This is a genomic window from Acinetobacter courvalinii (assembly GCF_014635545.1).
In the GTDB taxonomy this organism is placed as follows: Bacteria; Pseudomonadota; Gammaproteobacteria; order Pseudomonadales; family Moraxellaceae; genus Acinetobacter; species Acinetobacter courvalinii.
The window spans coordinates 1,586,375-1,611,012 of sequence record NZ_BMDA01000001.1; the positions used below are offsets into that span (position 1 = coordinate 1,586,375).

26 protein-coding genes are annotated in these 24,638 nt (G+C 44.1%); 5 read left to right on the forward strand and 21 right to left on the reverse strand.

Annotation, left to right across the window (positions count from 1 at the left end):
• Window positions 1–83 precede the first annotated feature (83 nt).
• The 17 genes from IEV39_RS07195 to IEV39_RS07275 form a co-directional block, all read right to left on the reverse strand.
• Window positions 84–998: a PepSY-associated transmembrane domain-containing protein gene (locus tag IEV39_RS07195; RefSeq protein ID WP_005285076.1), complete on the reverse strand. Its 915-nt coding sequence runs from the start codon at window positions 996–998 to the stop codon at window positions 84–86.
• Window positions 999–1,026: 28 nt separating this feature from the next.
• Complete coding sequence (locus IEV39_RS07200; protein ID WP_005285074.1) at window positions 1,027–2,151, reverse strand: toxic anion resistance protein; 1,125 nt, start codon at window positions 2,149–2,151, stop codon at window positions 1,027–1,029.
• A 12-nt stretch (window positions 2,152–2,163) separates the two neighbouring features.
• Window positions 2,164–2,940, reverse strand: a complete 777-nt coding sequence (locus IEV39_RS07205; RefSeq protein ID WP_005285071.1) for a hypothetical protein — start codon at window positions 2,938–2,940, stop codon at window positions 2,164–2,166.
• A gap of 175 nt (window positions 2,941–3,115) precedes the next feature.
• Window positions 3,116–4,087, reverse strand: coding sequence for a putative solute-binding protein (locus IEV39_RS07210; RefSeq protein ID WP_227554512.1), 972 nt, complete (start codon window positions 4,085–4,087; stop codon window positions 3,116–3,118).
• Window positions 4,088–4,261: 174 nt separating this feature from the next.
• Window positions 4,262–4,684, reverse strand: coding sequence for a PaaI family thioesterase (locus tag IEV39_RS07215; protein ID WP_005285065.1), 423 nt, complete (start codon window positions 4,682–4,684; stop codon window positions 4,262–4,264).
• Window positions 4,685–4,747: 63 nt separating this feature from the next.
• Window positions 4,748–5,731 carry a fatty acid desaturase family protein gene (locus IEV39_RS07220; RefSeq protein WP_005229831.1) on the reverse strand — a complete coding sequence of 328 codons (984 nt, stop codon included), beginning with the start codon at window positions 5,729–5,731 and terminating at the stop codon, window positions 4,748–4,750.
• A gap of 125 nt (window positions 5,732–5,856) precedes the next feature.
• Window positions 5,857–6,654: a PaaX family transcriptional regulator C-terminal domain-containing protein gene (locus IEV39_RS07225; protein WP_005285062.1), complete on the reverse strand. Its 798-nt coding sequence runs from the start codon at window positions 6,652–6,654 to the stop codon at window positions 5,857–5,859.
• A gap of 108 nt (window positions 6,655–6,762) precedes the next feature.
• Entirely contained in the window at window positions 6,763–7,563 is an 801-nt protein-coding gene (locus tag IEV39_RS07230; protein WP_005229827.1) for an undecaprenyl-diphosphate phosphatase, read from the reverse strand.
• A 124-nt stretch (window positions 7,564–7,687) separates the two neighbouring features.
• Window positions 7,688–9,577, reverse strand: a complete 1,890-nt coding sequence (locus IEV39_RS07235; RefSeq protein WP_165569296.1) for a M48 family metalloprotease — start codon at window positions 9,575–9,577, stop codon at window positions 7,688–7,690.
• A 101-nt stretch (window positions 9,578–9,678) separates the two neighbouring features.
• Entirely contained in the window at window positions 9,679–11,217 is a 1,539-nt protein-coding gene (gene purF / locus IEV39_RS07240) for an amidophosphoribosyltransferase (RefSeq protein WP_005229824.1), read from the reverse strand.
• A gap of 24 nt (window positions 11,218–11,241) precedes the next feature.
• On the reverse strand, window positions 11,242–11,835 hold the full coding sequence (locus IEV39_RS07245) for a CvpA family protein (RefSeq protein WP_005229822.1): 594 nt from the start codon (window positions 11,833–11,835) through the stop codon (window positions 11,242–11,244).
• A 1-nt stretch (window position 11,836) separates the two neighbouring features.
• A complete protein-coding gene (locus IEV39_RS07250; RefSeq protein ID WP_005285057.1) occupies window positions 11,837–12,844 on the reverse strand; it encodes a quinone-dependent dihydroorotate dehydrogenase in 1,008 nt (335 codons plus the stop codon).
• A 431-nt stretch (window positions 12,845–13,275) separates the two neighbouring features.
• Window positions 13,276–13,755, reverse strand: a complete 480-nt coding sequence (locus tag IEV39_RS07255; RefSeq protein WP_005285055.1) for a type II secretion system protein M — start codon at window positions 13,753–13,755, stop codon at window positions 13,276–13,278.
• Window positions 13,755–14,894 (reverse strand): type II secretion system protein GspL, encoded by a 1,140-nt coding sequence (gspL, locus tag IEV39_RS07260; protein WP_005285052.1) that lies wholly within the window; start codon window positions 14,892–14,894, stop codon window positions 13,755–13,757. The genes IEV39_RS07255 and gspL overlap by 1 nt, the downstream gene beginning before the upstream one ends.
• A gap of 40 nt (window positions 14,895–14,934) precedes the next feature.
• The gene (gene sixA, locus IEV39_RS07265; RefSeq protein ID WP_005229814.1) at window positions 14,935–15,390 is read right to left on the reverse strand and encodes a phosphohistidine phosphatase SixA; all 456 of its coding nucleotides are present in this window, start codon (window positions 15,388–15,390) and stop codon (window positions 14,935–14,937) included.
• 75 nt (window positions 15,391–15,465) lie between these two features.
• Window positions 15,466–16,539 (reverse strand): NAD(P)H-dependent glycerol-3-phosphate dehydrogenase, encoded by a 1,074-nt coding sequence (locus tag IEV39_RS07270; protein ID WP_005229812.1) that lies wholly within the window; start codon window positions 16,537–16,539, stop codon window positions 15,466–15,468.
• 48 nt (window positions 16,540–16,587) lie between these two features.
• Window positions 16,588–17,166 carry a nitroreductase family protein gene (locus tag IEV39_RS07275; protein WP_005285047.1) on the reverse strand — a complete coding sequence of 193 codons (579 nt, stop codon included), beginning with the start codon at window positions 17,164–17,166 and terminating at the stop codon, window positions 16,588–16,590.
• 255 nt (window positions 17,167–17,421) lie between these two features.
• Here IEV39_RS07275 and IEV39_RS07280 point away from each other — a divergent pair, with 255 nt between their 5' ends.
• Window positions 17,422–17,805: a hypothetical protein gene (locus tag IEV39_RS07280; RefSeq protein ID WP_005229807.1), complete on the forward strand. Its 384-nt coding sequence runs from the start codon at window positions 17,422–17,424 to the stop codon at window positions 17,803–17,805.
• A 48-nt stretch (window positions 17,806–17,853) separates the two neighbouring features.
• Here IEV39_RS07280 and IEV39_RS07285 read toward each other — a convergent pair whose 3' ends face one another.
• Together IEV39_RS07285 and IEV39_RS07290 are read right to left on the reverse strand one after the other, a co-directional pair.
• Window positions 17,854–18,108 carry a hypothetical protein gene (locus IEV39_RS07285; RefSeq protein WP_005285044.1) on the reverse strand — a complete coding sequence of 85 codons (255 nt, stop codon included), beginning with the start codon at window positions 18,106–18,108 and terminating at the stop codon, window positions 17,854–17,856.
• Window positions 18,109–18,260: 152 nt separating this feature from the next.
• Window positions 18,261–19,448: a phosphoglycerate kinase gene (locus IEV39_RS07290; protein ID WP_005229804.1), complete on the reverse strand. Its 1,188-nt coding sequence runs from the start codon at window positions 19,446–19,448 to the stop codon at window positions 18,261–18,263.
• Between the two features lie 140 nt (window positions 19,449–19,588).
• Between IEV39_RS07290 and IEV39_RS07295 the strand changes: the two genes are divergently transcribed.
• Window positions 19,589–19,972, forward strand: coding sequence for a DUF2237 family protein (locus tag IEV39_RS07295; protein WP_005229802.1), 384 nt, complete (start codon window positions 19,589–19,591; stop codon window positions 19,970–19,972).
• Entirely contained in the window at window positions 19,972–20,565 is a 594-nt protein-coding gene (locus tag IEV39_RS07300) for a Maf family protein (protein ID WP_005285041.1), read from the forward strand. Before IEV39_RS07295 ends, IEV39_RS07300 begins: the two co-directional genes overlap by 1 nt.
• 41 nt (window positions 20,566–20,606) lie before the next feature.
• Here the strand turns inward: IEV39_RS07300 and IEV39_RS07305 are convergent, their stop codons facing one another.
• Complete coding sequence (locus tag IEV39_RS07305) at window positions 20,607–22,097, reverse strand: MFS transporter (protein WP_005285038.1); 1,491 nt, start codon at window positions 22,095–22,097, stop codon at window positions 20,607–20,609.
• 126 nt (window positions 22,098–22,223) lie between these two features.
• Between IEV39_RS07305 and IEV39_RS07310 the strand changes: the two genes are divergently transcribed.
• Complete coding sequence (locus IEV39_RS07310; protein WP_005285036.1) at window positions 22,224–22,823, forward strand: TetR family transcriptional regulator; 600 nt, start codon at window positions 22,224–22,226, stop codon at window positions 22,821–22,823.
• Complete coding sequence (locus IEV39_RS07315; RefSeq protein ID WP_005285033.1) at window positions 22,820–23,338, forward strand: GNAT family N-acetyltransferase; 519 nt, start codon at window positions 22,820–22,822, stop codon at window positions 23,336–23,338. The genes IEV39_RS07310 and IEV39_RS07315 overlap by 4 nt, the downstream gene beginning before the upstream one ends.
• Here IEV39_RS07315 and IEV39_RS07320 read toward each other — a convergent pair.
• The gene (locus tag IEV39_RS07320; protein WP_005285031.1) at window positions 23,335–24,588 is read right to left on the reverse strand and encodes a serine hydrolase domain-containing protein; all 1,254 of its coding nucleotides are present in this window, start codon (window positions 24,586–24,588) and stop codon (window positions 23,335–23,337) included. The two genes, IEV39_RS07315 and IEV39_RS07320, sit on opposite strands and share 4 nt — an antisense overlap.
• Window positions 24,589–24,638: the final 50 nt, after the last annotated feature.

Below are 24,638 nucleotides of genomic sequence, written 5' to 3' on the forward strand. Positions count from 1 at the left end.
ATCGACCGGCACAGCATACTACGGCAACGACGAAGGTTAACGCGGTGCGGTACGATGTCAGGCGTTCTAAACATAAAAACAGATTAATACTCAAGCTTTTGACTGATCCGATTGCGACGATTTTTTAAATGCTTGGCGAGCATGTATAAAATGGCAGTTAAAGCCAAAACCAGAATAACGATTCCGCACAAGATCACATTCACAATCTGAGAAATACGCTCGGCTTGCTGGGCCCGTAAATCCAGCGGTTGTGTAAGTGCGGTGATGCTTTTACCGTAAAGCTGCTGTTGCATGACCCACAACTGCTCAGCTTTAAAATCGTATTTCTTAAATAAAAGCGGATCATTCTTTTCTGCATCAATCAGCTGATTCATATAGACATTGGCGGTCTTACGATCGGCGGGCTGATGCAATAAGGCCACTTGGGCCAGCACATACGCTTTTTCAGTCGAAGAAATTTCGGCTTGCTGCAAATCCTGGGCAATCTGGCTTTCTACAATATTATTTTGATAACTCATCCACTGCTGATAAGCCTGTTTGGTTTCATCTTTCCAGTCATATTGAATGTAGCTTAAACCAGACCAGAGTAAGATAAATGCAATGATCCATGCCAGAAAGCGTTGCGTCCAAGCCTGAAAACGCTGCTGAAAAAACTTGAGTTTTTTTGCCCAGCTGACCAGAAAAAATGCCCCAACAAATGAAACCAGGATTTTCAGGAACAGCCAGCCGACCCATGACAGTAAATTAAAGAAAGAGTCGAGTGGTTGTTTAAGTGGAACAAGCTCCTGGACACGATAAGGCAAATCGAGTACCTGAACCTGCATGGAAAGATCGAAGAAACGATAGATCAATTCTTTTTGAAAAAATAGCGATGCAATGGTAACAAGTACCAGAGTACTACTTAGAAAAAACCAGATCATTAAATGACGCTGACGTTTTTTTAACACATCTAAACGCTGGTCAAGCGGCTGTACACTAAAATCGTCTATCGATGACAATGATCTTTCCTTCAAAAAATTAATCGTATCAAGATTGAGGTGGCTGGCTATTCTCCAGCACCAGATGATTCAGACTATCCTGTAAGGCCCGTAACCGTGTGGTGGCTTCAGCACGTTTCTGCATGCCTTCTTTCTGGATCTGAATCACATCATTTACTGTTTTAATGAGGGTGTTTTGGACATGTTCAAGGGTTTCCACATCAATCACTGAACGCTGATTGGCTTTAGCCGTATCAACCGAGTTTTGATGAAGTAATTCTGCATTACGGCGTAATAACTCATTGGTGGTGTCATCAATGGCTTTGGCAAGCTGCACGCTATTCTTTTGCTCCTGCAATGAAATTGCCAGACTAATCTGGTTTTTCCAAGCTGGTAACGTGATGTTTTTAATCGCATAGAATTTATCGACCAGCATTAGGTTATTCGACTGGATAATGCGGATCATGGGCAATGTTTGCATCGCAGACTGTTGTAACACCTGTAAATCACTGACCCGTTTTTCCAGATTATTGGCTAAGTGATTCAGATCATAAATCTGCTGTGTGGTCTGCTGGTCCTGCTCTTGAGCCGTCAAAGCCGAAATCTGCTGCTGGATATCCTGTTGCTTCAATTGACCTGCTGCGATATACACACCTAGCTGCTTGTATTCATCCTGTACGGCATCAAACATTTTATCGAGCGTACCAACCCGTGCCTTCAAGCCAGATTGCGAGCTTTCAATTTCCTTAACCAGCACATCAATCTGTTCTTTGGTGGTATTAAAATGCTGATCAAAATTTTGCTTGGCGCTTTTAAACTTGCTGAGTAGACCGCCCAAAAAACCCGAGCTTTTTGATTTATTCAGAATGCTAGACGTATTCAGCTGCTGGGCGACCTGCACCACTTCATTGAGTTTTTGACCGGTGTTATCCAGATCTTTATTCTGCACCAGACTCAGTAATTCATCCGTATAGGTTGAGGTCTTGTTGGCAATATTTTTGCCATATTCCGCCACAACAGTCGGACTCATCTCTGCCAGCTCTTTATGCGCATCCATCACCTCGGCAAGGTCATGCGGCTGTAAACCCAGCTCTTTCAGGTTAAGCTGCTCGAAACGTTGCTCAGTTTTGAGTTCAAGTTCATGAGATACTTTGCTAAGTTCTGAATCTGACATGGTATTCCCCTCTTATTTCTGTAATGATTTTTTCAAATTTTGAATCAGGTTTTCTCGGCTCTTGTCCAGTTGCTCAATGGTCGACGATGACCCGGACTCACGACTTTGCTTCAAATGATATTGCCATGCAGGAATTAACACCTGTTGCGCTTCCTTAAAACGGTCTAACAGGCTAAACGACAAATGCTGGGACAATTGCATCTGCTTCATCGCAATATCATTACTGCTCTGTAAGGTTTGTAGCGTATTCACTTTTTTTGACAGGCGCTCGACAAAATGGTCCAGCACTTGCTGCTTGCTAAATTGAGGATATTCTTTTAAAAACTCATCCGCGGCCTGAATATAGGCTGCCATCTGCTCACGCAAACCCAATGCCTGTTGCAGACGTGACTGCGATTTCTGGATTTCTATCTGCAAGCGCTGACTCAGGTGATTGGCTTCATGAATCAGACGGTCTAAATCTTTGAGATATTTGACTTGACCCGCATCATATTCGACATCAATCCCCAGCCATTTTTGCAATGCATTGAAACGACGTCCACCCAGATATTTTTTTGAAAGCGAAAGCTGCTGAATAATCTGGCTAATCACTTCGCTCAATTGCTGATTCAGTTTAGGATCAACACCATTGAGCAAAACACTCTGGGCTTGTACCAAATGATCTGCATAATGATTTAAACGATGTGGATCGTTCAGCAAAGGCACTAAATCATTACGCTTGATCGCTAAAATATGTTCTTGATTTGACTCAATTTGCGATAAAGGTATCAAGTCGGGCGGTATCGTCATATAAGTTAAAAATCGTGGGTACAAATAAATTTGGACAGCTTTAGTTGTAGCATGTTCTGGCAGTTTCGCCTACAGCATTGTTGTTATGTTTTTTAAAATATATGGCCTGATTAAAAAGCAAAAACCCTCTAAATTACAATCAATAAAGAAGGTTATGCCGAGCCTAATTCATGATTTATTCATCATTCAGTGCACATTCAAAACTATTTGGATTTTGCTTGCAACGCACCTTCTTCAAGAAGTTCATCATTTTCGGATCATAAATCCCGGCCTTGGTCAGGGAAATACGTGCCTCACGCATCATTTTCATATAATTCACCTGCTCTTCAGGGGAAATATTCATCCAGTATCTGGCTGGGATTTCCTTTTCATATTTGGCGATAATATTAAAAGTACGGCCCAATTGACCTGCCACCCATTCACGTGACTTTTGTCCAAAACCAGGCGAAAACTTATCCTTGCGAATAATAAAATTTGCCGAGATTTGCGTGAGCGGGAATTTTACGATGCCGCCTTTATCGCCTAAACCTTTATAAAGTTCAAAAGGCTTATAGGCCACAATCGGTGCAGGCACAATATCAATCTGGTGATTATTGAATTTGGCACCGGCATTGGTCACATCAACCGAAACTGCTTGGGCACCGACCTGAGCCACCAGCTTCGGCTGTGCCTCGTCATAGGCAAACACCCCGACCTTCTTTCCGGCAGCCTTGGCTAAGGTATTGATGCTACGGTCAGAAACAAACAGATAGGCAGGCCCAATGGTACCAAGCCCGGCAATCTCATAAGGCCCATTGATCATGCTTTTTGCAGCTTGTGGCTTGGACAAAATTTGATAGGCTAAAATTGCCGTTTTTAAATCGGTCAGCGCACCAATCGCATCTAGAGAACCGACATATTTATTGAACTGTCGGCCACGTAAGCCACTGATAATTGCTCCATCGCATTGCCCGACCTTCAGATCTTCTGCAGCCACACGTTCATCGACATAAGCACGTAAATCGATATCAGCCCCCCATTTCTTAGCTTCAAGCGCATAATCCTTTGCCAATGCAAAAGCATCGCCCGATTTACCCACAGGATCGAATACACATACTGTTTGCTTGGCCTGTGTAGCGACTGCACATCCTAGCAATGCCAAAGCCATCAAGCCGTTTTTAATGATCATTCCGTTCTTCCCTAATCAGATTGGTTATCTATTGATCACACCTGATTGAGCCGCATGATCCTATGACATGTTTTATTTTTTTAAGTGATTTGCAGTCAATAAAAACCGAGTAGATCCTGCAGATCAGCTGAATCATTGACCCGTCCTAGATATTCAGTCAGATGATTTTTGTGGCAGTGCATAAGTGCCAATCACATGTGCCACAGGTTCTTCATCATCCAGTGAATATAACCAGACTTCGCCCGTAACCAAGGTTTTACCAACTTTGATGAGTTTGCACACCGCCCGGATATCACGATTGCCATTTGGTTTACGAAAAAAGTTAATGGTCATATTGGTGGTCACGGCCATCGCAACCAGACCTAAATGTCCCAAAATGGCAATGTACAGCACGTAATCCGCGACCAGCATCAAGGTCGGCCCAGAAACCGTCTGACCAGGCCGTAAATCACCTGTATCGACACGATAAAGCAGCTGTGCTCCTCTGGGTGTAATTTCTTCAATGCTACTTTTCATTAGTGCTTGCGGAAATTCTTGTGCCAGAAATCCCATGATTTGGTCTTTTGTTGCTGCCATGCGTTCTTCCCTTGCTCCTGTTATTTGATCCCTGATTGAAACTGACATGCTTGTCACGCTCATTTAATCCGTCTGACTGGAAAGCTGATTTAATACCTGCCAATAGCTTGGCGGTTCAGCCACATGTCCACGTTCACGTAGCATTTGATGCACTTTTGGCAGTTTAAAGTAAGGTACCGCTGCCATCAAATGATGTTCTTTATGATAGTTTACATTGATCGGAGCAACCAAGGCGCGTGCCAGAAAGCCCGCTTTGGTGGTCCGGGTATTGGTTAAGGCACTGTGACTGGTCTCCATGCCAGCATGCTCTGCCATTGAACGGACTCTGAGAAATAATGGAAATGGGGTTAAATATGCCACCACCCACAATGCATAAAGTTTAGGATGGCCTGCTGCCCATAATGCTGAAAATAGCGCGGCATTGGTGGCAATTGCCCCACCACTATTCTTTAAAAAGGCTTTAGGATAATCAGTCCAGTGTTTGCCTTCCTGAGAAATCCAGCGACGGTCATTGGAAACTGTCCACTCCATTTTCTCAATATCCATCAGCACACGACCGACCGCAAACTTAAATCCGGTCACTCCGGTTAAGTCACGCATAAATTTGCGCATCAATGATTTCTTAGAAGTGGGAAAACCCGCAACCAGTGATAGATCGGGATCATCTACTGTCGAGGTTTTGCTGTGATGGCGCATGTGATGGGCACGGTATTTATGTAAATCATTCCAGATCGGACGCGCGCACAACCAGTCAGTGAATGTGTCATTCAGCCATTTGGTTTTAAACAGGCTTTGATGTGAGGCATCATGCATGATAATCGCCAAGGCCAGCTGACGCCCTGCCAAAATGACCAGTGCTGCTATGCACATCAGTAATTTACCCCAAGCGGGCAAATATTGCCATGAACTGGCTACGGCAGCAAAAGTTCCGCCAATCACGGCCCAGGTCGAGAACACCGCCCAACCGCCATGCAAATCTGATTTTGCTGTGAGTTCAGTAATTTCCTCTCTACTGAATAAGTCACTAATTGCAACACGTGTATTCATCTGTTCACCCTGTCTGGAGCTGTCTATTTTTATAAAACTACACAATTTATATTTTTATTCTAAACCCAGTAATATTTCTGTCAATAAATTAAAATTAAAATAGATGTAATATTTGTAATCAGAATTTACTCGACATGGCTTTCATAAAATTTGCGCCATGCGTCCAGTCCGGTCTGATCCAGCTGTTGTACACTTGCAGCGAATTGCTGGCGCAGTTGCACATCTACAAAATCTTCTGGCAATAAAGGATCATTCATCAATAAAGAAATGGTCTGTCGCCCGAGCAATAAAGACTCTCGGGCAGCATCCTCTAAGGAGAGTTGCGATACAGTCGCTAACCACTGCTGAATCAACTGGGCATATTTTTCATAATTCTGGTTTAAGGTCTGGGTTGCCCAGAGTTTTGGCAAATTTGCCAAAGTTGTCGCATCAAAATGATTGATTTGACAGATCTTGGCAGACTCTTCCAGTCCCGAAGACTTCAGTTCGGAAAAAAGCGCATCAAAACCAATTGCCAGATTATCCGGACGGATATAAATCCCCTGTTCCAGCTCTTTAAAACCAAAATGCTTGAGTGCTCTTTCACGCCGATTTAAAGCGGTACGGTCAACACGCCCCAACGCTCCGGTTAATACTGCCAAATATTGATGATTCCAGTTCTTGGTCTGTTTAATGCCCTGTTTACGGTTTAACATGACATCAGCCCATTCATGCGACTGCACTGTAAACTGATAGATACCGCGCTCAATTGCTTCAATCACACCATCACTAGACAAACGGGTCACTGCGACGCGAATGCTGTTTTCACTAATGTCAAATAGTCTGGCCGCCACAATAATCTGCTTAATTGAAATTGCACCGCCTTGTAAGCCCAGCAGTAAATCTATTATTAAATCACGCGCATTCATTTTAGCTATTGTCATGTTGCAGTCGAACCGATCTGGAAATATGAAAGATGAGATATAAGAGATTGAAATCTTAACTGAGAATCTTCCTTTTGGCATGTACCAAAAGGAAGAGTTTTTTATTATTTATAGGAAAACAAACAGTAAAATAATACCGAGTACAATACGGTACCAGGCAAATACACGTAAGGTATGGCGTTCAACAAATTTTACCAGGGCGCTGACCACAAACAGTGCCGAGATAAAGGCCGCGACAAAACCCACCGCAATATTCAGCATATTGTCTTGCGTCAATACATCCGCATTACGTGCCAGGTCAAATACCGCTGCGCCCAACATGGTCGGCATCGCCAGGAAGAATGAAAATTCGGTTGCGGCTTTACGAGACAAGCCTGAGAACATTCCCCCAACAATGGTCGCACCTGAACGCGAAGTTCCCGGAATCATGGCCACACATTGCGCACAGCCCACCAGAAACGCTTGCTTATAGGTAATCTTGGTTGCATCCGTAGTTTTATGATCAAATTTAATCGACTCCACCCAGAAAATGATCAGACCACCTACAATTAAAGCGACTGCAACCACCAGCGGACTAAACAGGACACTCTTAATAAAATCGACTGCAAATACCCCGATCACCACCGCTGGAATAAATGCCAGTAAAACACTAAAAGCAAAATGCCGTGCTTCTGCATCGCCACTAAAAAACCCTTTGATCAGGTCAAAAATCTTTTGTCGATATAACCAGCACACCGCCAGAATTGCACCCAGCTGAATCACCACCTCAAACACCCGACCGTCATCGGAATGAAAGTCGATCATATGACCAAATAAAATCAAATGACCGGTACTTGAAATGGGCAGGAATTCGGTTAAACCCTCAATAAAGCCTAAAAACAAGGCTTTTAAAATTTCAATATGTTCCATAAATTACTCAAAAGCAGGTAATACAAGAATAAAAATAAATGGCAAGCTTACCTTGAAATGGCAGCATTTTATGTGTTTGTCACGTAACGTTTTTATCAAAAAAACACGTGCAAGCGAATGTCCCTTAAATAATCATCAGACTATTTTTCTTTTGCATTTGCTCAACCACTTCGTGTGTATCAAAACCCAGACGCCAATATAAAAGCTCTAAAACATCCAACTCATCCTGGGTTATAATTCGGTCGTTCCAAAGACATCTTTCTGCAATCGACAAAATATTGAGACGATCGCGCAATAACAACCCCGATACATCATTCAGGATTTCCGCCAGATCCAGTGGCTCATCCGAAATATCGGCATAAGTTTGCATTTCATCTTCAGTCAACAGCAGTTGCAAGATACGTTCCCGCACCTCAAGCTGATTTGGACTATTAATTTGCTGAACATGCAACAAGGCATCAATCAAATGCACAATCTGGGATTTCACATCTTCAAAAGCCGCAGGTAAATGGGCCGGCATTAAATTCAGTTCATGTTTGACGCGTTCCAGCAACAAAGCATCCAGCAAGCCCACTTCCCCATCTTCCTGAATAATACAGGCCAGCTTGGTAAGAAATTGACGGGCGATACTGGCTGGCATGTGCCCAATATTCTTGCAGGCATCATGGAAAATCTGCACATGGATACGTCCATCCAGATTCAGTAAGGCATCGACGATGGCATGGCTGACCGGTGCATCCTGTGGAATAAATTCGCGATATTGACGGATCATCAAAATCGCCACCATCACCTCACGCGAACCCGTTGCGGTTTGCATGGCGCGCTGAATCAGTTCAGGGCGTTTCTTGTTTTTACGTATCTCTGGGTTAAGCGGCTTAATCGCATCGTTCAAGGCAAAGCTAATCGGCGATAAACGCAATAGCGGCAAAGGCTGCGGTGAGCTCCACGGCGTGGTAATGTCGGTGGTTTCTTCTTCCAGCGAACGAAACAGGCTAAACAAAGGACGATTACGCAGTTTTCTGAGATTTTCCAACTGCAAATCTTGCAATAAGGTCGGGTTCAATTCATAGATGCGATCTTTAATGCTGGGATGAATATTCATCCAGCTTTGCGGGCTCAATGAATTGGCAAAACACATATGTGAAATGGATTCAGAATAGGCGCTATGAATTTGCGAACCGGAATGATGCACGTAAATCCGCAATAAGGTTTGAATATTGGCATTATTATTCATCAATCGCATGGTCTTGAGATCATTACGAAAGGTTCGCCCACTCAAGGTAAGGTATTTAATTGCACGAGTAATCAAAATACCTAAACTACCAATCAGCCAGATCACGCCCCCTATGGCGACAAAAATGGTTTCAAACTTATTACGATAAGAGGTTGCATAAGGGCTATAACCCGCTTGAGCCAGCTTACTGCCCCATTGGCTAAATGTGGTTAAGCCACTGTATAACAATTTTAGCTTGGTATTTTCGACGGCTTCACCGGATAGAATCTGGTTAAACTCATAACTGAGCAAGCCATACAGTTCCAGCTCATCCAGGTTTTGCAAAGCCCCCCAGGTCAGGATAATTACAATATCCTGTGATCTGAAGCCTGCGGTTAAGGCATTTACCCCGACTTCATCCGGTAATACATAGACAGCAGGAGGATCGATGGAAAAACTTTTGGCAACTTGCTCCACAATTTTCAATGCCGTACTTTCTTCCGGTGTACTTTCATCAAATACCAGGCGTCTGGCTTTTAATTGCTTGGCAAGTGAATGCCCACCTTCTCGTAATACATATAATTCTGCGCCGACCGACCAGAACAGCACACAAATCAGCAATAAAATGAAATAGGGACTGAGCGCATGCCACCAGATGGGCTGGGTATAATCAAAAAAATGAACCACCAAACCTAAAATTAGATTAAGAATAAAAACGGTCAATAACATCGCCAGCCAACAAAAGCTCATTGACCATGCAATATTCTTATTTTCGATTAAGTAATGGCTCATTTCTCTCAATGTAAATTTTCCTGATTACATTGTTTCTAGTAAGGACTTCCGTATCCGCTATCATAAAATAAAAAAGCGGGAAATTCCCGCTTTTCTATGGACCAAAAGGTTTACATTTCTTTGATACCGGTTAAATCTACCGAAGCGGCATCAATATTCACATCGATATAGCTATCCAGTTTATTTTTGGCAGAATCGCTACGTTTTTGCTCAAGGTTATCAAGGTAAGCCTTGTCAATGCCACCTGCGACATAAATACCATCAAATACAGAACAGTCAAATTCAGTCAGATCTGGCACTTTACTGGTACGCACGGCATTTTTCAAATCTTCCAGATCCTGGAAAACCAGACGGTCTGCACCAATATTTTCACGGATTTCTTCCACGGTACGTCCTGATGCAATCAGTTCAGCCTTGGCTGGCATATCAATACCATAGACGTTTGGATATTTCACCATTGGCGCGGCTGAAGCAAAGAATACTTTCTTCGCACCCGAATCACGTGCCATCTGGATAATTTCATTACAGGTGGTGCCACGTACAATCGAGTCATCGACCAGTAATACATTCTTGTCTTTAAACTCAAGTTCGACCGGATTCAGTTTTTGACGAACCGATTTTTTACGCTGTTGCTGACCTGGCATAATAAAGGTACGTCCGATATAACGGTTTTTCATAAACCCTTCACGGAATTTCACCCCTAAAATATTCGCCAACTCTAAAGCGGAAGTACGGCTGGTATCCGGAATTGGAATCACCACATCAATATCGTGCTGCTCGCCCCATTCTTTCAAAATCTTGTACGCCAGCTTCTCACCCATTTTCAAGCGGGCTTTATACACGGAAATCCCGTCGATCGTGGCATCTGGACGTGCAAAATACACGTATTCGAAAATACATGGACGGTATTCTGGGTTTGCAGCACATTGCTTGCTAAACAACTGACCATTCTCATCAATGAAAATCGCTTCACCTGGTGCAATATCACGCTCAACTTTAAAACCGAGTGCGGTAATCGCAACTGACTCAGAAGCGATAATATATTCAGTGCCTTGCTCAGTTTCGCGAGAACCATACACCAGCGGACGGATACCATTCGGGTCACGGAAGCCGACCAGACCGTGACCTGTGATCATGGCAACCACGCCATAAGCACCTTTACAACGCTCATGTACGCGAGAAACGGTGTGGAAAATATCATCCGGAGTTGGATTTAAAGTGCGAAGCTTTTGCAGTTCATGCGCAAATACGTTGAGCAGGACTTCGGAATCGGAATCCGTATTCATATGACGTAAATCTGTTTTAAACAGGTCATCATGAATTTCTGCGGCATTGGTCAGGTTACCATTGTGTGCAAGGGTAATCCCGTACGGAGAGTTTACATAAAACGGCTGTGCTTCAGCACTGCTGGATGAACCTGCGGTTGGGTAACGCACATGTCCAATCCCGTAGTTTCCAAGCAATGCACGCATGTGACGGGTATGAAATACATCGCGTACCATACCGTTATCTTTGCGGAGAAATAAACGCCCTTGGTGGCAGGTTACGATCCCTGCGGCATCCTGTCCTCGATGTTGCAGCATCGTTAAGGCATCAAATAACATTTGGTTCACTGGTGATTTACCGGCTATCCCAACAACTCCACACATAGCAACCTCGCGACAAGCTAGCGATTAATAAAAAGGATTTTTCGTCGAATGATCAGAACGCTCAGTGACTGATGCACGTTCTGATTCGTCCATTTCTGGTGAAGGGCGATGTAATAGCGCACCTTCGGATGTCATTTGATGTAAGGCTTGATTTGCCGCATCTTTGGACATTTCAGTTGCCAAAGGTGCGTAAGGTAATAAAATTTGTACGAATTTAGACTGTTTCCAGTGCGGTGAACTTTCAACCCATGGTCCAAGACCTTGCATGGTGATCAGCACAATCAAAAGGCCTTTGAGCGAACCAAAAGCCCCCCCTGCTAAACGATTTAATGGGCCCAGTTTTAAACTTTTCAAGAGCCCGTTGAGCAATGCCGAAACAATCCAGGTACACACCACGATGATCAATACGATAAAAGCAAAAGCTGCAATTTTTTGCACAACCGGGTCTTGGCTCAGACTGCTCATCGCAGGGGCCAATAACACAGCATATTTTGCTCCAATGATCAATGCAAATATCCATCCGATCAAGTTGGCAAAGGCTTTAATAAATCCTTGGCGCAAACCGTTCAGCCCTCCAATGAGCAAGATGACCAGAATAATGATATCAAGCGTGTTCATTTCACAATGTCATCGCATTAACACAATCTTTAATCAGGGTTGGACCGGTATAAATCAGTCCGCTATAGACCTGAACGAGGCTCGCTCCTGCCTGTTGTTTCGCAACCGCATGTTCGCCTGCCAGAATACCGCCGACACCAATCAAAGGAATCTGACCCGCAAGTACTTTCGCAAACTGACCTAAACATTCGGTACTTTTCTCAAATACAGGCGCACCAGACAAGCCACCCGCTTCATTACCGTTTTCCAGGTTTTCGACACCTTCACGGCCTAGTGTGGTATTGGTCACGATGAGACCATCGATCTTGAATTGCAATAATTGTGCTGCAATAAAATCAATATCTTCTGCAGTGAGATCAGGTGCAACTTTAAGCACCAGAGGAACATAATGATTATATTGTTTTGCCAGCTCTAGTTGTCGATCTTTTAATGTTTGTAACAACTCTGTCAGTGCGTCACCGCTTTGTAAGCTACGTAAGTTTTTGGTATTTGGCGATGAGATATTCACCGTAACATAAGAAGCATAATTATAAACTTTTTCGAGACAGATCAGATAATCAGAAACCGCATCTTCAACTGGCGTATCGGCATTTTTACCAATGTTAATACCTAGCACACCTTTAAATTTTGCTGCCTTGACATTCTCAATCAGTTTATCCACGCCGTCATTATTAAAACCCATACGGTTAATAATGGCTTTTGCCTGAGGAATACGGAATAAACGCGGTTGAGGATTACCTGCTTGTGGACGTGGGGTAATGGTTCCAATTTCGATAAAACCGAAGCCTAAAGCTGCTAAAGCATCAATATGCGCACCATTTTTATCCAAACCAGCGGCAAGACCTACAGGATTCGGGAATTCAATGCCCATACATGTCACAGGTTTTGCTGCTACTTTCTGATGCATGAAGCCAATTTTATGGGCTTTATCCAGCATTGAAAGTGTAAGTTCATGTGCACGCTCTGGCGCTAAAGTAAACAACAAAGGGCGAGCCAATGAATATAACATACCAATCACAGTCTACTGTTTTTTCAAGTAGGCATATTATAGGCATAGGCGTATCAAAACGCCATGCCTGACATAGGGTTATTTTTTAAGGTCTGGTGACATTTCAGCCATATATTGCCTGACTTCTACAAAACCATTCAAACGAGACCTCAAATGTAGATAAGGAGACCGCGTTGGCAAACTTTATAAGCCAGTTTGCTGATTTTTTGCTTTAGTCCCAAAGACCTATTTATATTCAGGTAAAGACACGCCGGACTGCTCTAGACAGGCAGCTATGCAGTATTATTCCTCATACAACCGACCTTCCCTGACTTTGTTTACGGTTTATGATTGAGTTCCCGTGTCGCCCGCTCAGAAAGATCAAGTATTACAAAAAGGCTACGCATTCAGGCTGAGCCCTCATACTGTGTAAAAAATCCAAGACCCTGATCTTATTGCACTGTTGCAGTCAATTTAATCTGATTGTTATTTGACACCATATCCATTTTTTGAATGCTAATGCCCATTTGTGACAACTGCATTAAAAAGTTAGCTAAAACGGCATAGTTCTGATGTTCTGCCACCAGTTGAATCTGTTCCCCATTTTGCTGGGAGGAGACAGCCAAGCCCTGCTGCTGCGCAGTACGCTGAATCTTGTCCGCAGCGGACAGTGCAAGATCATTGGCAGGCTTCATGGTGGCAGCATTGCTCTGCATCCAGACGGTCAGATCCTTGAGTTCATTTAAACGTTTTTGCTGTTGATCGGCCAAAGCGTGCATTTTCCACAAGGAAAAACCAATCACAGTCACGATCACAAAGATGGTCGTAAAAATAACCATCACGCGCTCACGTACAGATAAACCTTGCAGATAGTCATTAAGCGCTTCAATTTTCTGGTCGAAGCTGTTTTGTAAACGTGTTAGTGCTTTCATTATTTTACTTTTACCACCCCGATTGCGCCGACACTGTCCGCCTGCACATTACCTAACTCAGCCTGAAAACCTTGTTGATTTAATTGCTGGGTCAGCCCTTGCAGATCTTCTGCCGATTTTGCCTTGAGCGACATGGCCAGTGTTGAAGCCTCATAGCTGACTTGCTGGGCCACAATCTGTTTTTGCATCAGGATAGGCCCGACACGACTCAACAGTGAAAGTGCCTGGGTATCGCCCAGCTGACTCATTCGTAACTGGCTTTCAAACTGGCTTTTGATATTTTGTTCAGTAACCCTGATATTTTCGCCGAACCAGTGTTTATATTGGTCAATGGCTTGAGCAGCGGTCTGATCCGCGACTTTTTTCAGTTTCGACCAGCGCAAGGCATCATAGCCGAGTTGTACCACGATCACAGCCAACAGCACTGCCGCGGCAGCTTTCCAGTAACCCGACCATTGGGTTTCGGCATGTTTTGACTTCGGCAAAACATTAAATGGATGCTGTTTTGCTTTTAACAGGGGCTGAAATTGATAACTGAATTCCGTGCGCTGGTCTTTGCTGGATGCCGTTGCCAGACTGTCCATCTGGGCAGCATTTAAATTGGCAAACTTAAACTGCGTTTCAGCTGGCTGGAACTCAAGAAATAAACCCAGATCATCCACCGAGTTCCCCAACCATGCATTTTCCCTGACCAGTAATTGATCATAGAGATTGACCAGCACCACTTCATGCTGTGCGGGTTCAGGCAAAATCAAAAAGTCAGGCAAGAAGGCACTGATCTGGACAGGTAACAGACTAAGTGCATGTTGCCAGGTTTCAATAGTTGACTGTGCTACCCCCAGAATACTGACCTGATCCTGTTGAAAATGATGGACCACTTTCATCTGGTCAATCGGCAAGCTTACAAACTCTTCCAGAAGATATTTAATCCCTTCTTGACCCAGTTGCTTGTAATGTACCTTGGTCATCGCCTGTTGCAACATCTGCGCATGACGGCTTGGAAAATAAACCACGGTCTCTTTTCCGCTATGCGCCTGCAAGTCTTGAATCAGTTGCTCAAGACTGTCTGCCTGCAACCAGTTTTCCCCAGCCGACCAATACCATGTTCCATTGGTTTCGGGCATCCATAAATACAGCATCGGTGTTCAGTACCCTTATCCTAACGCGGATATATAAAAATTATAATGTTGGCGTAAAACGGTTGTTTTGTGTCGATAGTCCATTCGCGATCACAGCTTGATCATAAATACGGGCTTCTGCCAATGCAAATGGATTAAAGTTTTCATGGGTCAACTGTTCAGCAATATGCGCCACCACATTCATATGACAGACCACTGCAATTGACTCATAGGGTAATTTTGACAACCATTCAATCGCATCTTTGGCATCATCATCCGGTTTGATTTTATCGCAAATCAATACGGGAATACCGTGAAAATGTGCCTTGATATGGGCCAAAGTTTCCTGAGCACGCAACAAAGGGCTCACCACAAAGATGTCTGGCTGAATCACATCTTTTAAAAACTGCCCGGTTTGCTCAGCCTGCTGATGACCACGCTGGGTTAAGGGGCGTTGCATATCGTTTCCATTGATGGCTGGAGACGCTTCACCGTGACGAACTAAAGTTAACTGCATAAAACGACCTTATTTTTTATAGCGGTATCATAACGCGAATAGATGACAGTTTTTTGATACATCTCATGATTTTGCTTAGACTTCATGATGAGGTAAAACAAACTCTACATCACTACGATGACCATTTTTCATTAACGACAATGCAATATTCATGGGCGGTGCACCTTCAAAAATTACTTCATATAGCGCATTGGTAATCGGCATATACACATCCAGTTCTTGTGCTTTGGTACGCACCTGAACAATGGTATTAATCCCTTCAGCGGTCTGCCCCAATTCTTTGCTTGCCTGATCCAGTGTTTTACCTGAACCCAGCGCAAAGCCAATCTGATAATTACGGCTTAACGGGCTATTACAGGTTGCGAATAAATCACCCACGCCCGACAAGCCCAGGAATGTTAAAGGATTGGCACCCTGCTTGACCGCAAAACGGCTCATCTCAGCCAAAGCACGGGTCAGGATCATACTCTTGGTATTTTCACCAATCTTGTAGGCATCACCCATCCCCATCGCCACGGCATAGATATTTTTCAATGCACCACCCAATTCCACACCATGCACATCATCGCTACCAAACACACGGAATAAAGCACTGTGTAAGGCATGCTGAACGGCATAGCGAACCAGTTCAGAATCACTAGCAATCACCGTGCCTGATGGCATCCCGGCCATAATTTCTTTGGCAAGGTTGGGCCCCGATAACACACCGTAGGGTACTTCCGGCAATTCTGTGCGAATAATATCGCTCATGAAACTGAAGGTTTTGGCCTCAATCCCTTTGGTCAATGAAACTACAGCCTGAGAGGTAATAAACGGTGCAATCTGCTTTAACACATCACGAAATGAATGACTCGGAATCGCCACCAGAATAATGTCACGGTCACGTACTGCAAGCTCCAGATCGGCGACTGCACGCAATCCGGCTTCCAGAGTAAAATCAGGTAAATAGCGTTTATTGACGTGAGTCTGGTTAATTTCTTCTGCGACGGCAGCATCACGAATCCAGATCATGGTATCGCAGCCATTACGCACAGCCAGGTTAGCCATGGCTGTACCAAAACTACCACCACCCAATACTGTAATTCTTAATGCTGTTTTTTGATCTACAGCCACCGGCTCAACTAAATCGCTAAATTTTAACTCTGTCATTTTTTATCCTGAAACCTGTTTTCTTTCTTTCATCATTGCAAACCGAGCTTAGTTTGCTTGCCACACCTTGACAAAATCCTGACTGTTTATTTCTGCACGTGGTGCAATCGCCTTTGCCGCAGTGCCAATATAAATAATTCCTGAAATTAAATCTTGCTCTTTTAAACCCAACTGCTGTTTTAACCAGTTTGACTCAACGACGGCACCTGAACGCCACATGCTGGCAAACCCTTGGGCCTGTAAAGATAACAAGAAGTTCTGAATCGCTGCGCCCGTACTCAGGATCTGTTCAAAGTGCGGTACTTTGGGATGATCCTGAAGGGTCGTTAAAGCAAGAACCAGCAACGGCGCACGGAATGGGTGCTGTTTGACCCGATCGAGCTGGGCAGGATCTGTTTCTCCAATATCTGCCAAGGCCTTAGCCAGATGCTCACCAAAAGCAGCGCGCTGCTCAGCAGTAACGATGACAAAACGGGTCGGTTTTAAACGATGATGATCTGGGGCAGTCAGCGCAGCTTGCACTGCTTTTTCAAGTTGTTCTGTATTCGGTGCAGGCTCAATGAGTTGCCCAATAGATTGACGTTGATGAATATTTTGATGAATTGTCTCTATATTTGAGTCCGTCATTGAAATGAATCTAACTAACACAAGGATGGCGCTAGATTAGCATAATCTGAATCAATTCCACTATGCCTAATTCCTGCTTGTAAGGATGGGTTATATTGCTTTTTTGTCAATAAATGGAAAACCTCATGATTACTAAGCTCATCATTCATTTGACAAAATTAACAGAGTCTCTGCACAAACTGTACATAACCTGCCAAAGCACCCATAAATTATATGTTCAAATAATATGATTATGTAATCACTTGAGAACAAGCAATGAAAAAAACCTTCATCATGAGTTTACTTGGCGGCCTGGCATTGGGTCTAACGGCATGTGCATCTACACCGACCAATACCTTGGCCATTCAAAAAGAAAATAATCAGTTTGAAGTGACGGGCATTGGTAAAACCAACCTGATCGCCAAAAATAATGCGATTAGTGCTGCTCAAAAAACCTGTAACCGCAATACCTCACCTGTTGTTGTAGATGAAAAAACCGCCTATCAAGGCGTACTCAAAGGTGTGGTGGATGAGCAAACCGGCAAGATGGTTGAAGCCGCCGCAGGTGTGATTGGCACCATTACAGGTAAAAATGCCTCTTTAGCCAAAGATGATGATTACCAGACCACCCTCACCTTCTATTGCAAGGCCAACGCCTAAATACAAAAAAGCCGATGTTTCTACATCGGCTTTTATTTTATGTATGGCTTAGTGAGCTTGGCTCGCAGCAACTTCTGAAGCCGCCCCATGCTCTGCAACATCGCTATTATGTTCATCTAGATTGGGCTTATCAATGGCATCAATTGCAGCTTGTTGTTCTGGAGTGGTCTGTGTCGATTGAGTAGATACAGCAGAAGCTGCCTGATCCTGCTGTTCAGCATTCTTCGATTCATCTTTCTTTGCACATGCAGTCAGCATGATTGGAGCAATGATTAGCGCGGCAAGAGTCAATTTAAATTTCATCACGGCTTTCCACAGTAACTTGATTAACTTGTGACAAGCATATTTCAGATATATGACACTTTAATGACGACCCTGTTATACAAAAGTAAAAAGAGCCGATTTAAATCGACTCTTTTTTTATTTCTTTATTTAATCAAAGCGCTACGTCTTGATTAAGCACGTTCAAGTAGAACCGCAACCGCCGGTAAAGTCTTGCCTTCTACAAACTCAAGGAAAGCACCGCCACCGGTTGAGATATAACCGATTTGGTCAGCAACTTCATATTTATCAATCGCAGCCAATGTGTCACCACCACCTGCAATCGAGAAGCCAGCAGATTCAGCAATCGCCAAAGAAAGTGCTTTGGTCCCTTCACCGAATTGATCCACTTCAAATACGCCCACTGGGCCATTCCAAAGAATGGTTTTTGAAGATTTCAGGATTTCTGCAAATGCTTTAGCCGTTTCAGGACCAACATCCAGAATCATATCGGTGTCAGTCACATCTGCAACATTTTTCACAACAGCTTGCGCGCTTGCCAATGAACCCAGGAAGTCCTCAAAGTTGATCTGGCTAGCATCTGCAACCACAACATCCGTTGGCAATGGCACACTGACTTTTGCAGCAATTTGTTTTGCCGTTTCAACCAGATCAGCTTCGTAAAGTGATTTACCCACGTTATAACCTGCTGCTGCCAAGAAGGTATTGGCAATACCGCCACCAACGATCAATTGATCGCAGATGGTAGACAATGAGTTTAATACATCAAGCTTGGTTGATACTTTAGAACCGGCAACAATCGCCACCATTGGTTTTTCTGGGGTTTGCATGGCACGACCAAGCGCATCTAACTCAGCAGCCAGTAAGGGACCTGCCGCTGCGATTGGTGCGAAACGTGCTGCACCTTCAGTTGATGCTTCTGCACGGTGCGCTGTACCAAATGCATCCATTACGAATACATCACAAAGCGCTGCATATTTTTTTGCCAGTTCTTCGTTATTCTTCTTTTCACCGTGGTTGAAACGCACGTTTTCAAGTAATACCACCTGACCTGCTGCAACGTCCACACCATCTAGATAGTCTGTGAATAATTTAACGTCTTGACCCAAAGCTTTACTTAAATAAGCAGCAACTGGCGCAAGTGATTGTTCTGGTTTTGGCTCACCTTCTACAGGACGACCCAAATGAGAAAATACCATCACTGCCGCGCCTTTCTCTAAAGCAGCTTTAATAGTCGGCAATGCCGCACGTAAACGTGCATCACTGGTAATTTCCCCATTTTTTACAGGAACGTTTAAGTCTTCACGAATAAGGACACGTTTACCTGCTAAATCAAGATCAGTCATGCGCTGAAAATTCATGGATGGCTCTCTAGTTGATTTTAAAAACGGCACAATTTTAAATGATTCTCTGAAATAAAGGTGAGTTTTTTTGCAGAAAAGCTGCCGAAGCCGTCACTTTTGATTATGATAATCAGCGTCACTCGATCTTTATTATTATTATGTCTATTCATCCAGATCCTAAAATTAATCGTTTAAATGTGCTTGGCGAACCTTTAGCCAGCTGTTGTTATGATCCCTTAACCGGATATTTCCGTAATGGTTTTTGTCACACCGCGGTCACCGATTCAGGCCAACACACCATGTGCGCGCAAATGACCTCTGAATTTCTGAATTTCTCACAAAAAGTCGGCAATGACCTGATCACCCCCTTACCAGAAGTCGGCTTTCCCGGGCTTAAACCGGGTGACTTCTGGTGTATCTGTGTCACGCGCTGGGTTGAAGCCTATCAGGCTGGGCATGCCCCACCGATCAAACTGAATGCATGTCACAATGCAGTTCTACACTATGTACCCCTCAATATTCTTGTGGAATATGCAGTGTAATGCGTCAATATGAACTGATTCTGGCATCCGGCAGCCAGACCCGTAAAGACCTCATGGATCGTTTAAGGCTGGAGTATCGCTGTATCTCTCCTGATATTGATGAATCTGCAACAGGTGAATTACATGCCGATGATTTGGCTAAACGTCTCGCTTTTGAGAAAGCAGCTGTGATTGCTGCGCAACATCCAGATGCGATTGTGATTGGTTCCGATCAGGTCGCTTGGCGTGAACATGCCCCCTATGATTTTATTGGCAAGCCACTGAGTGTTGAAAATGCCATTCAGCAATTACAGGCCAACTCGGATCAAACCGTGTTTTTCAGTACCGCGCTCAGTGTTCAACATGTACAATCTGGCTTTGAAAAGACACTGGTCGAACATTACCAAGTCAAATTTCGTCAGCTGACCTTGGCAGAAATTGAGCGCTATATTGAGATTGACCAGCCCTTGCATTGTGCCGGCAGTTTTAAATGTGAAAGCTTGGGTATTAGCTTATTTGAAAGAATGGCGGGAGATGATCAAACCACATTGATGGGCTTACCGATGATTCAGTTGTGTAAAATCTTACGTCAGTTTGGGATAAACGTTCCTTAAAAAACACCCTGATCCAAACTACTTTAGATCAGGGTCAATCATTATTCCTCAACGACCTTGACTCGCTTTGGTAAAGCAAACCAGATAAAGATCGACAAGATCAAGAATAATAAGGCTGCTACATTCAACACGGAACGATGCGATTGGCTAAAGGCCTGCTTCGCAGCTGCAATCACATGCTCAGCAATCATGGGCTGTAATTGCTTGGCAGCTTGAACCGCCTCTCCAATCGAGCTACTCACCTGTTCAATGATGCTAGATGGCACATCGGTTGGTACCACAATCGAATTGGCATAGAACCATGACAACATCAGACCGAAAAAGGCAATGCCTAGCCCTGCGCCCAATTCATAGGCCATTCCTTCAATCGCACCTGCTGCCGTGGCTTTGCTTGGCGGCACTGACGACATAATGGCCGAGGTTGACGCCAGTAAAGCAATTTCTACGCTGATTCCCAGCACAACCATCCAGCCCCAGACCTGCATCTTCGCCTGCATAAAGTCTGTATTGGCCAGGCCCCACAGACTTACCGCGCTCATCAACATGCCCAGCGATGCCACCGAACGCAGACCGAAACGGTTGACCAGCATACTGGCAATTGGACCACCTAAACTAATCGCCACCATAAACGGTAAAATAAATGCACCCGCAGCCAATGGTGAAAGCTGGTAAACAAATTGCAGTTCCTGTGAAATCAGCAATTCAAAACCGACCAGTGCCATCATGGAGACAATTGCCATCACTACACCCGTTGCAATCACCGGATGTTTAAACAATTGAATATCGATCATTGGCGAAGTTGAGGTGAGCTGTTTACGGATAAAGCCCACCAGCAAACTAAAACCAACTGCGAATATCAACACCGACCAGATGCTAAAACCATGCATCACGGTTTTCACGGCATAGATCATGCTCAGGATCGCAATCACCAGCACAATTGCCTGTAACAGATTAAGGTTCTGTTTCGGTTGCCCTGCCTGTTTTGGAATCACGAAGACCGTTAAAGCCAATACAGCCAGCATAATCGGAACATTAATCAGGAACACTGCGCCCCAATGGAAATGCTCCAATAAGAAACCACCGAGCAACGGACCAAAGGCAGCACCGCCCCCGCCGACCGTTGCCCAAATGCCAAGCGCAAAGTTACGTTGCTTTTCATCCAGGAAGGTATTACGGACCGCAGATAAAGTGGCAGGCAGAATCATGGCCGCACCTACTGCCAATAAGGCACGTGAACCAATCAAGGCATAAGCAGTCGAAGAGAATGCGGCTGCCAGTGATGCCAGACCAAATAAGATGCCGCCAATGATCATCAGGCGTTTAAAGCCAATTCGGTCACCCAATGCACCCATGGGTAAAATCAGACCGGCCATGACCAGAGAATAGATATCAATAATCCACAGCAACTCATTTGCTGTTAAAGAAAGTGACTCACTCAAGGTTGGTGTCGCCACGTGTAAAACGGTTGCATCAATCGATACTGGGAGATAGATCAATACAACGATTGCAAGAATCAACCACTTGCGTGACATAAATGCCTCTAAATTGGACAATTGTTCAAATTGCTGTCATTATAACCAAAATTGAACACTTGTCCAACTTTTAAATTTGGAGTAGTGTGTTCCCGATTTATATCTTGGTAGAGGTGCGAATAAAGAATGGCTTATTTAAATCGCGAACAACGTCGTGAAATGATTCTACAGGCAGCCATGCAGGTCGCCTTAAACGAAGGTTTTTCTGCGATGACTGTGCGCCGCATTGCCACCGAAGCCCAAACCTCGACAGGACAAGTCCATCATCATTTTGCCTCCAGCTCGCATTTAAAAGCAGAAGCATTTATCAAACTGATGCAACAACTGGACGAAATTGAAAATCAAGTCAGCACAGCCAATGCCTTACAACGTCTTTCCCTCCTGCTGGGTTGCGAAAATATTGAACAGATTCAGCCTTATTTAAGACTTTGGAATGAAGCTGAAGTGCTGATTGACCAAGATGAAGAAATTAAACGGGCCTACAATATCGCCATGCAAGATTGGCATCTTTCCATTGTCAATATGATCAATGAAGGTCAGGCACAGGGAGAGTTTCATTTTGAGAGCAATAGCCATGACATTGCATGGCGGTTAATTGCATTTGTATGTGGTTTGGAAGGAATTTACAAACTCGGGCTGAATGGTTTAAATGAAATCGACTTTAAACGTCATACCGAAGCCATGATTCAGGCAGAATTGTTTAAAACTAAAATGAGCAAACAATGAAACCACCTTTATTACAAAGCCAAAGACTTAATTTATTTACCTTTCAACTGGATGATCTTGCTGATATCTATCCATGCGTTACAACAACGCTAACGCGCTATATGAGTTGGGGGCCTGCACACAGTTTTGCAGAGCAGGAAACAATTGCTCAGCAATGGTTAGTCAAAGCAACAAAGCATAGCGACCAACACTTTGTATTGCGCCATAAACAAGAGCAGCGTTTTATTGGCCTGATCGGTGTGCATGGTATGCAGACGTCGACACCTGAACTGGGATTATGGATTCGGGAAGATTGCCACCATCAAGGTTTTGCCAAAGAAGCGATCTTTGAGGTTTTTCGTTGGGCCTCTGCTCATCTATCCGCTCAATATTTCTTATATCCAGTAGCAGTGGATAATCAGCCTAGTCGTAAATTGGCTGAATTTTTAGGGGGCACTATTGCTGCATACAAGACTGAACGTAAATATGAAGCAGTGATTTATCATATTCCGCCCTATCAAAATAAGAGCAATTAAAACCAGCCTTTGCGCCCATTTAAAATTGCATCGGCACAACGTAATGTTTCTTGACTCAGGCCCCACAGACGATAATCACCGGTTGCTGAAGTCACATTAAAATTGTGGGTATAAGCAAAACTCAGTTCACGATCAACATCACACCAAGCCCCCGAGCCATTAAAGCCCACATGTCCAAAGCCGTGGGGCGCACGTTTGCCCAGGGTGAGAATACGGTGATAGCCCAAACGCCAGTGCATTGGAATCGGCATGACCTGATCACGTGTTTTGCTTTGTACCGTACTGAGTTGCTTGAACACTTCTGGTCGAATCAGTTGCTGACCTTGCCATTGCCCCTGATTGGCCAGCATGGCATATACTTTAGCCAGACTACCTGCGGTAAATACCCCATTTGCCGCAGGAATGACCGCCTGTAATCCTTCATCACTGTAGAAGCTAAAATGGCGCATCCCTTTAGGAATCATGGCATCCTGAAAATCTTGCGGGTTTTGTCCTGAAAGCTCTAATAAGCGTTCCGATAAAGAGGCTTTACGGGGTTGACTGTTTTTCTTGTTCTGCGGTTTAGCTTGAGATGCCGTTTTGGGTTTTTCCAATAAACGTGCAACACGATCTAATTCTGAAGCAGGCGTTCCAAAATAAGCGCCATCCAGTTCAAGCGGTTGTACCAGATAACGTTGCATCAGCCAGCTTAACGGCTGTTTGGCTGCTTTCTCAATCACACCACCCAAAATCCACCCATAGGTCAAGGGTTGATAGGCAAAACTTTGTCCTGCCGCAAAACGCGGTGTTGCTGCAGCAATCACATCCAGCATATGCGACCAATCCAGCATTTCTGTGGCAGTATCAATCATATTGCGAATATCGAACAAACCGCTTTGATGGGATAATACATGACGCAAGGTAATATTGGCTTTGCCATTTTGAGCGAATTCAGGCCAATAATGTGCAATCGGTTGCTCATAATCCAGCACACCTTCACTCACTAAAATATGAGCCAGCGTTGCAAGAATCCCCTTACCGGTTGAATAGCACATGGCCAAGGTATCGGCTTGCCAGTCTTCATGTTGAGATTTTTTCCCCGTGAAAATATCAACAACTTTCTGCCCTTGAAAATACACCACCAATGCCGCGCCACCTTGCTGGCTACGTGCATCCTGTAAACGGCTAAACTGGTGAGCCAGATCAATAAAGCGTTCATCAACGCTACCGTGATAATGATGTGTATCCGCAAATAATAATTCTTTAATCAAAGCTCAATTCCTTATGATATTTATGTTTTTATGGTCTCCCTATTGCGCAC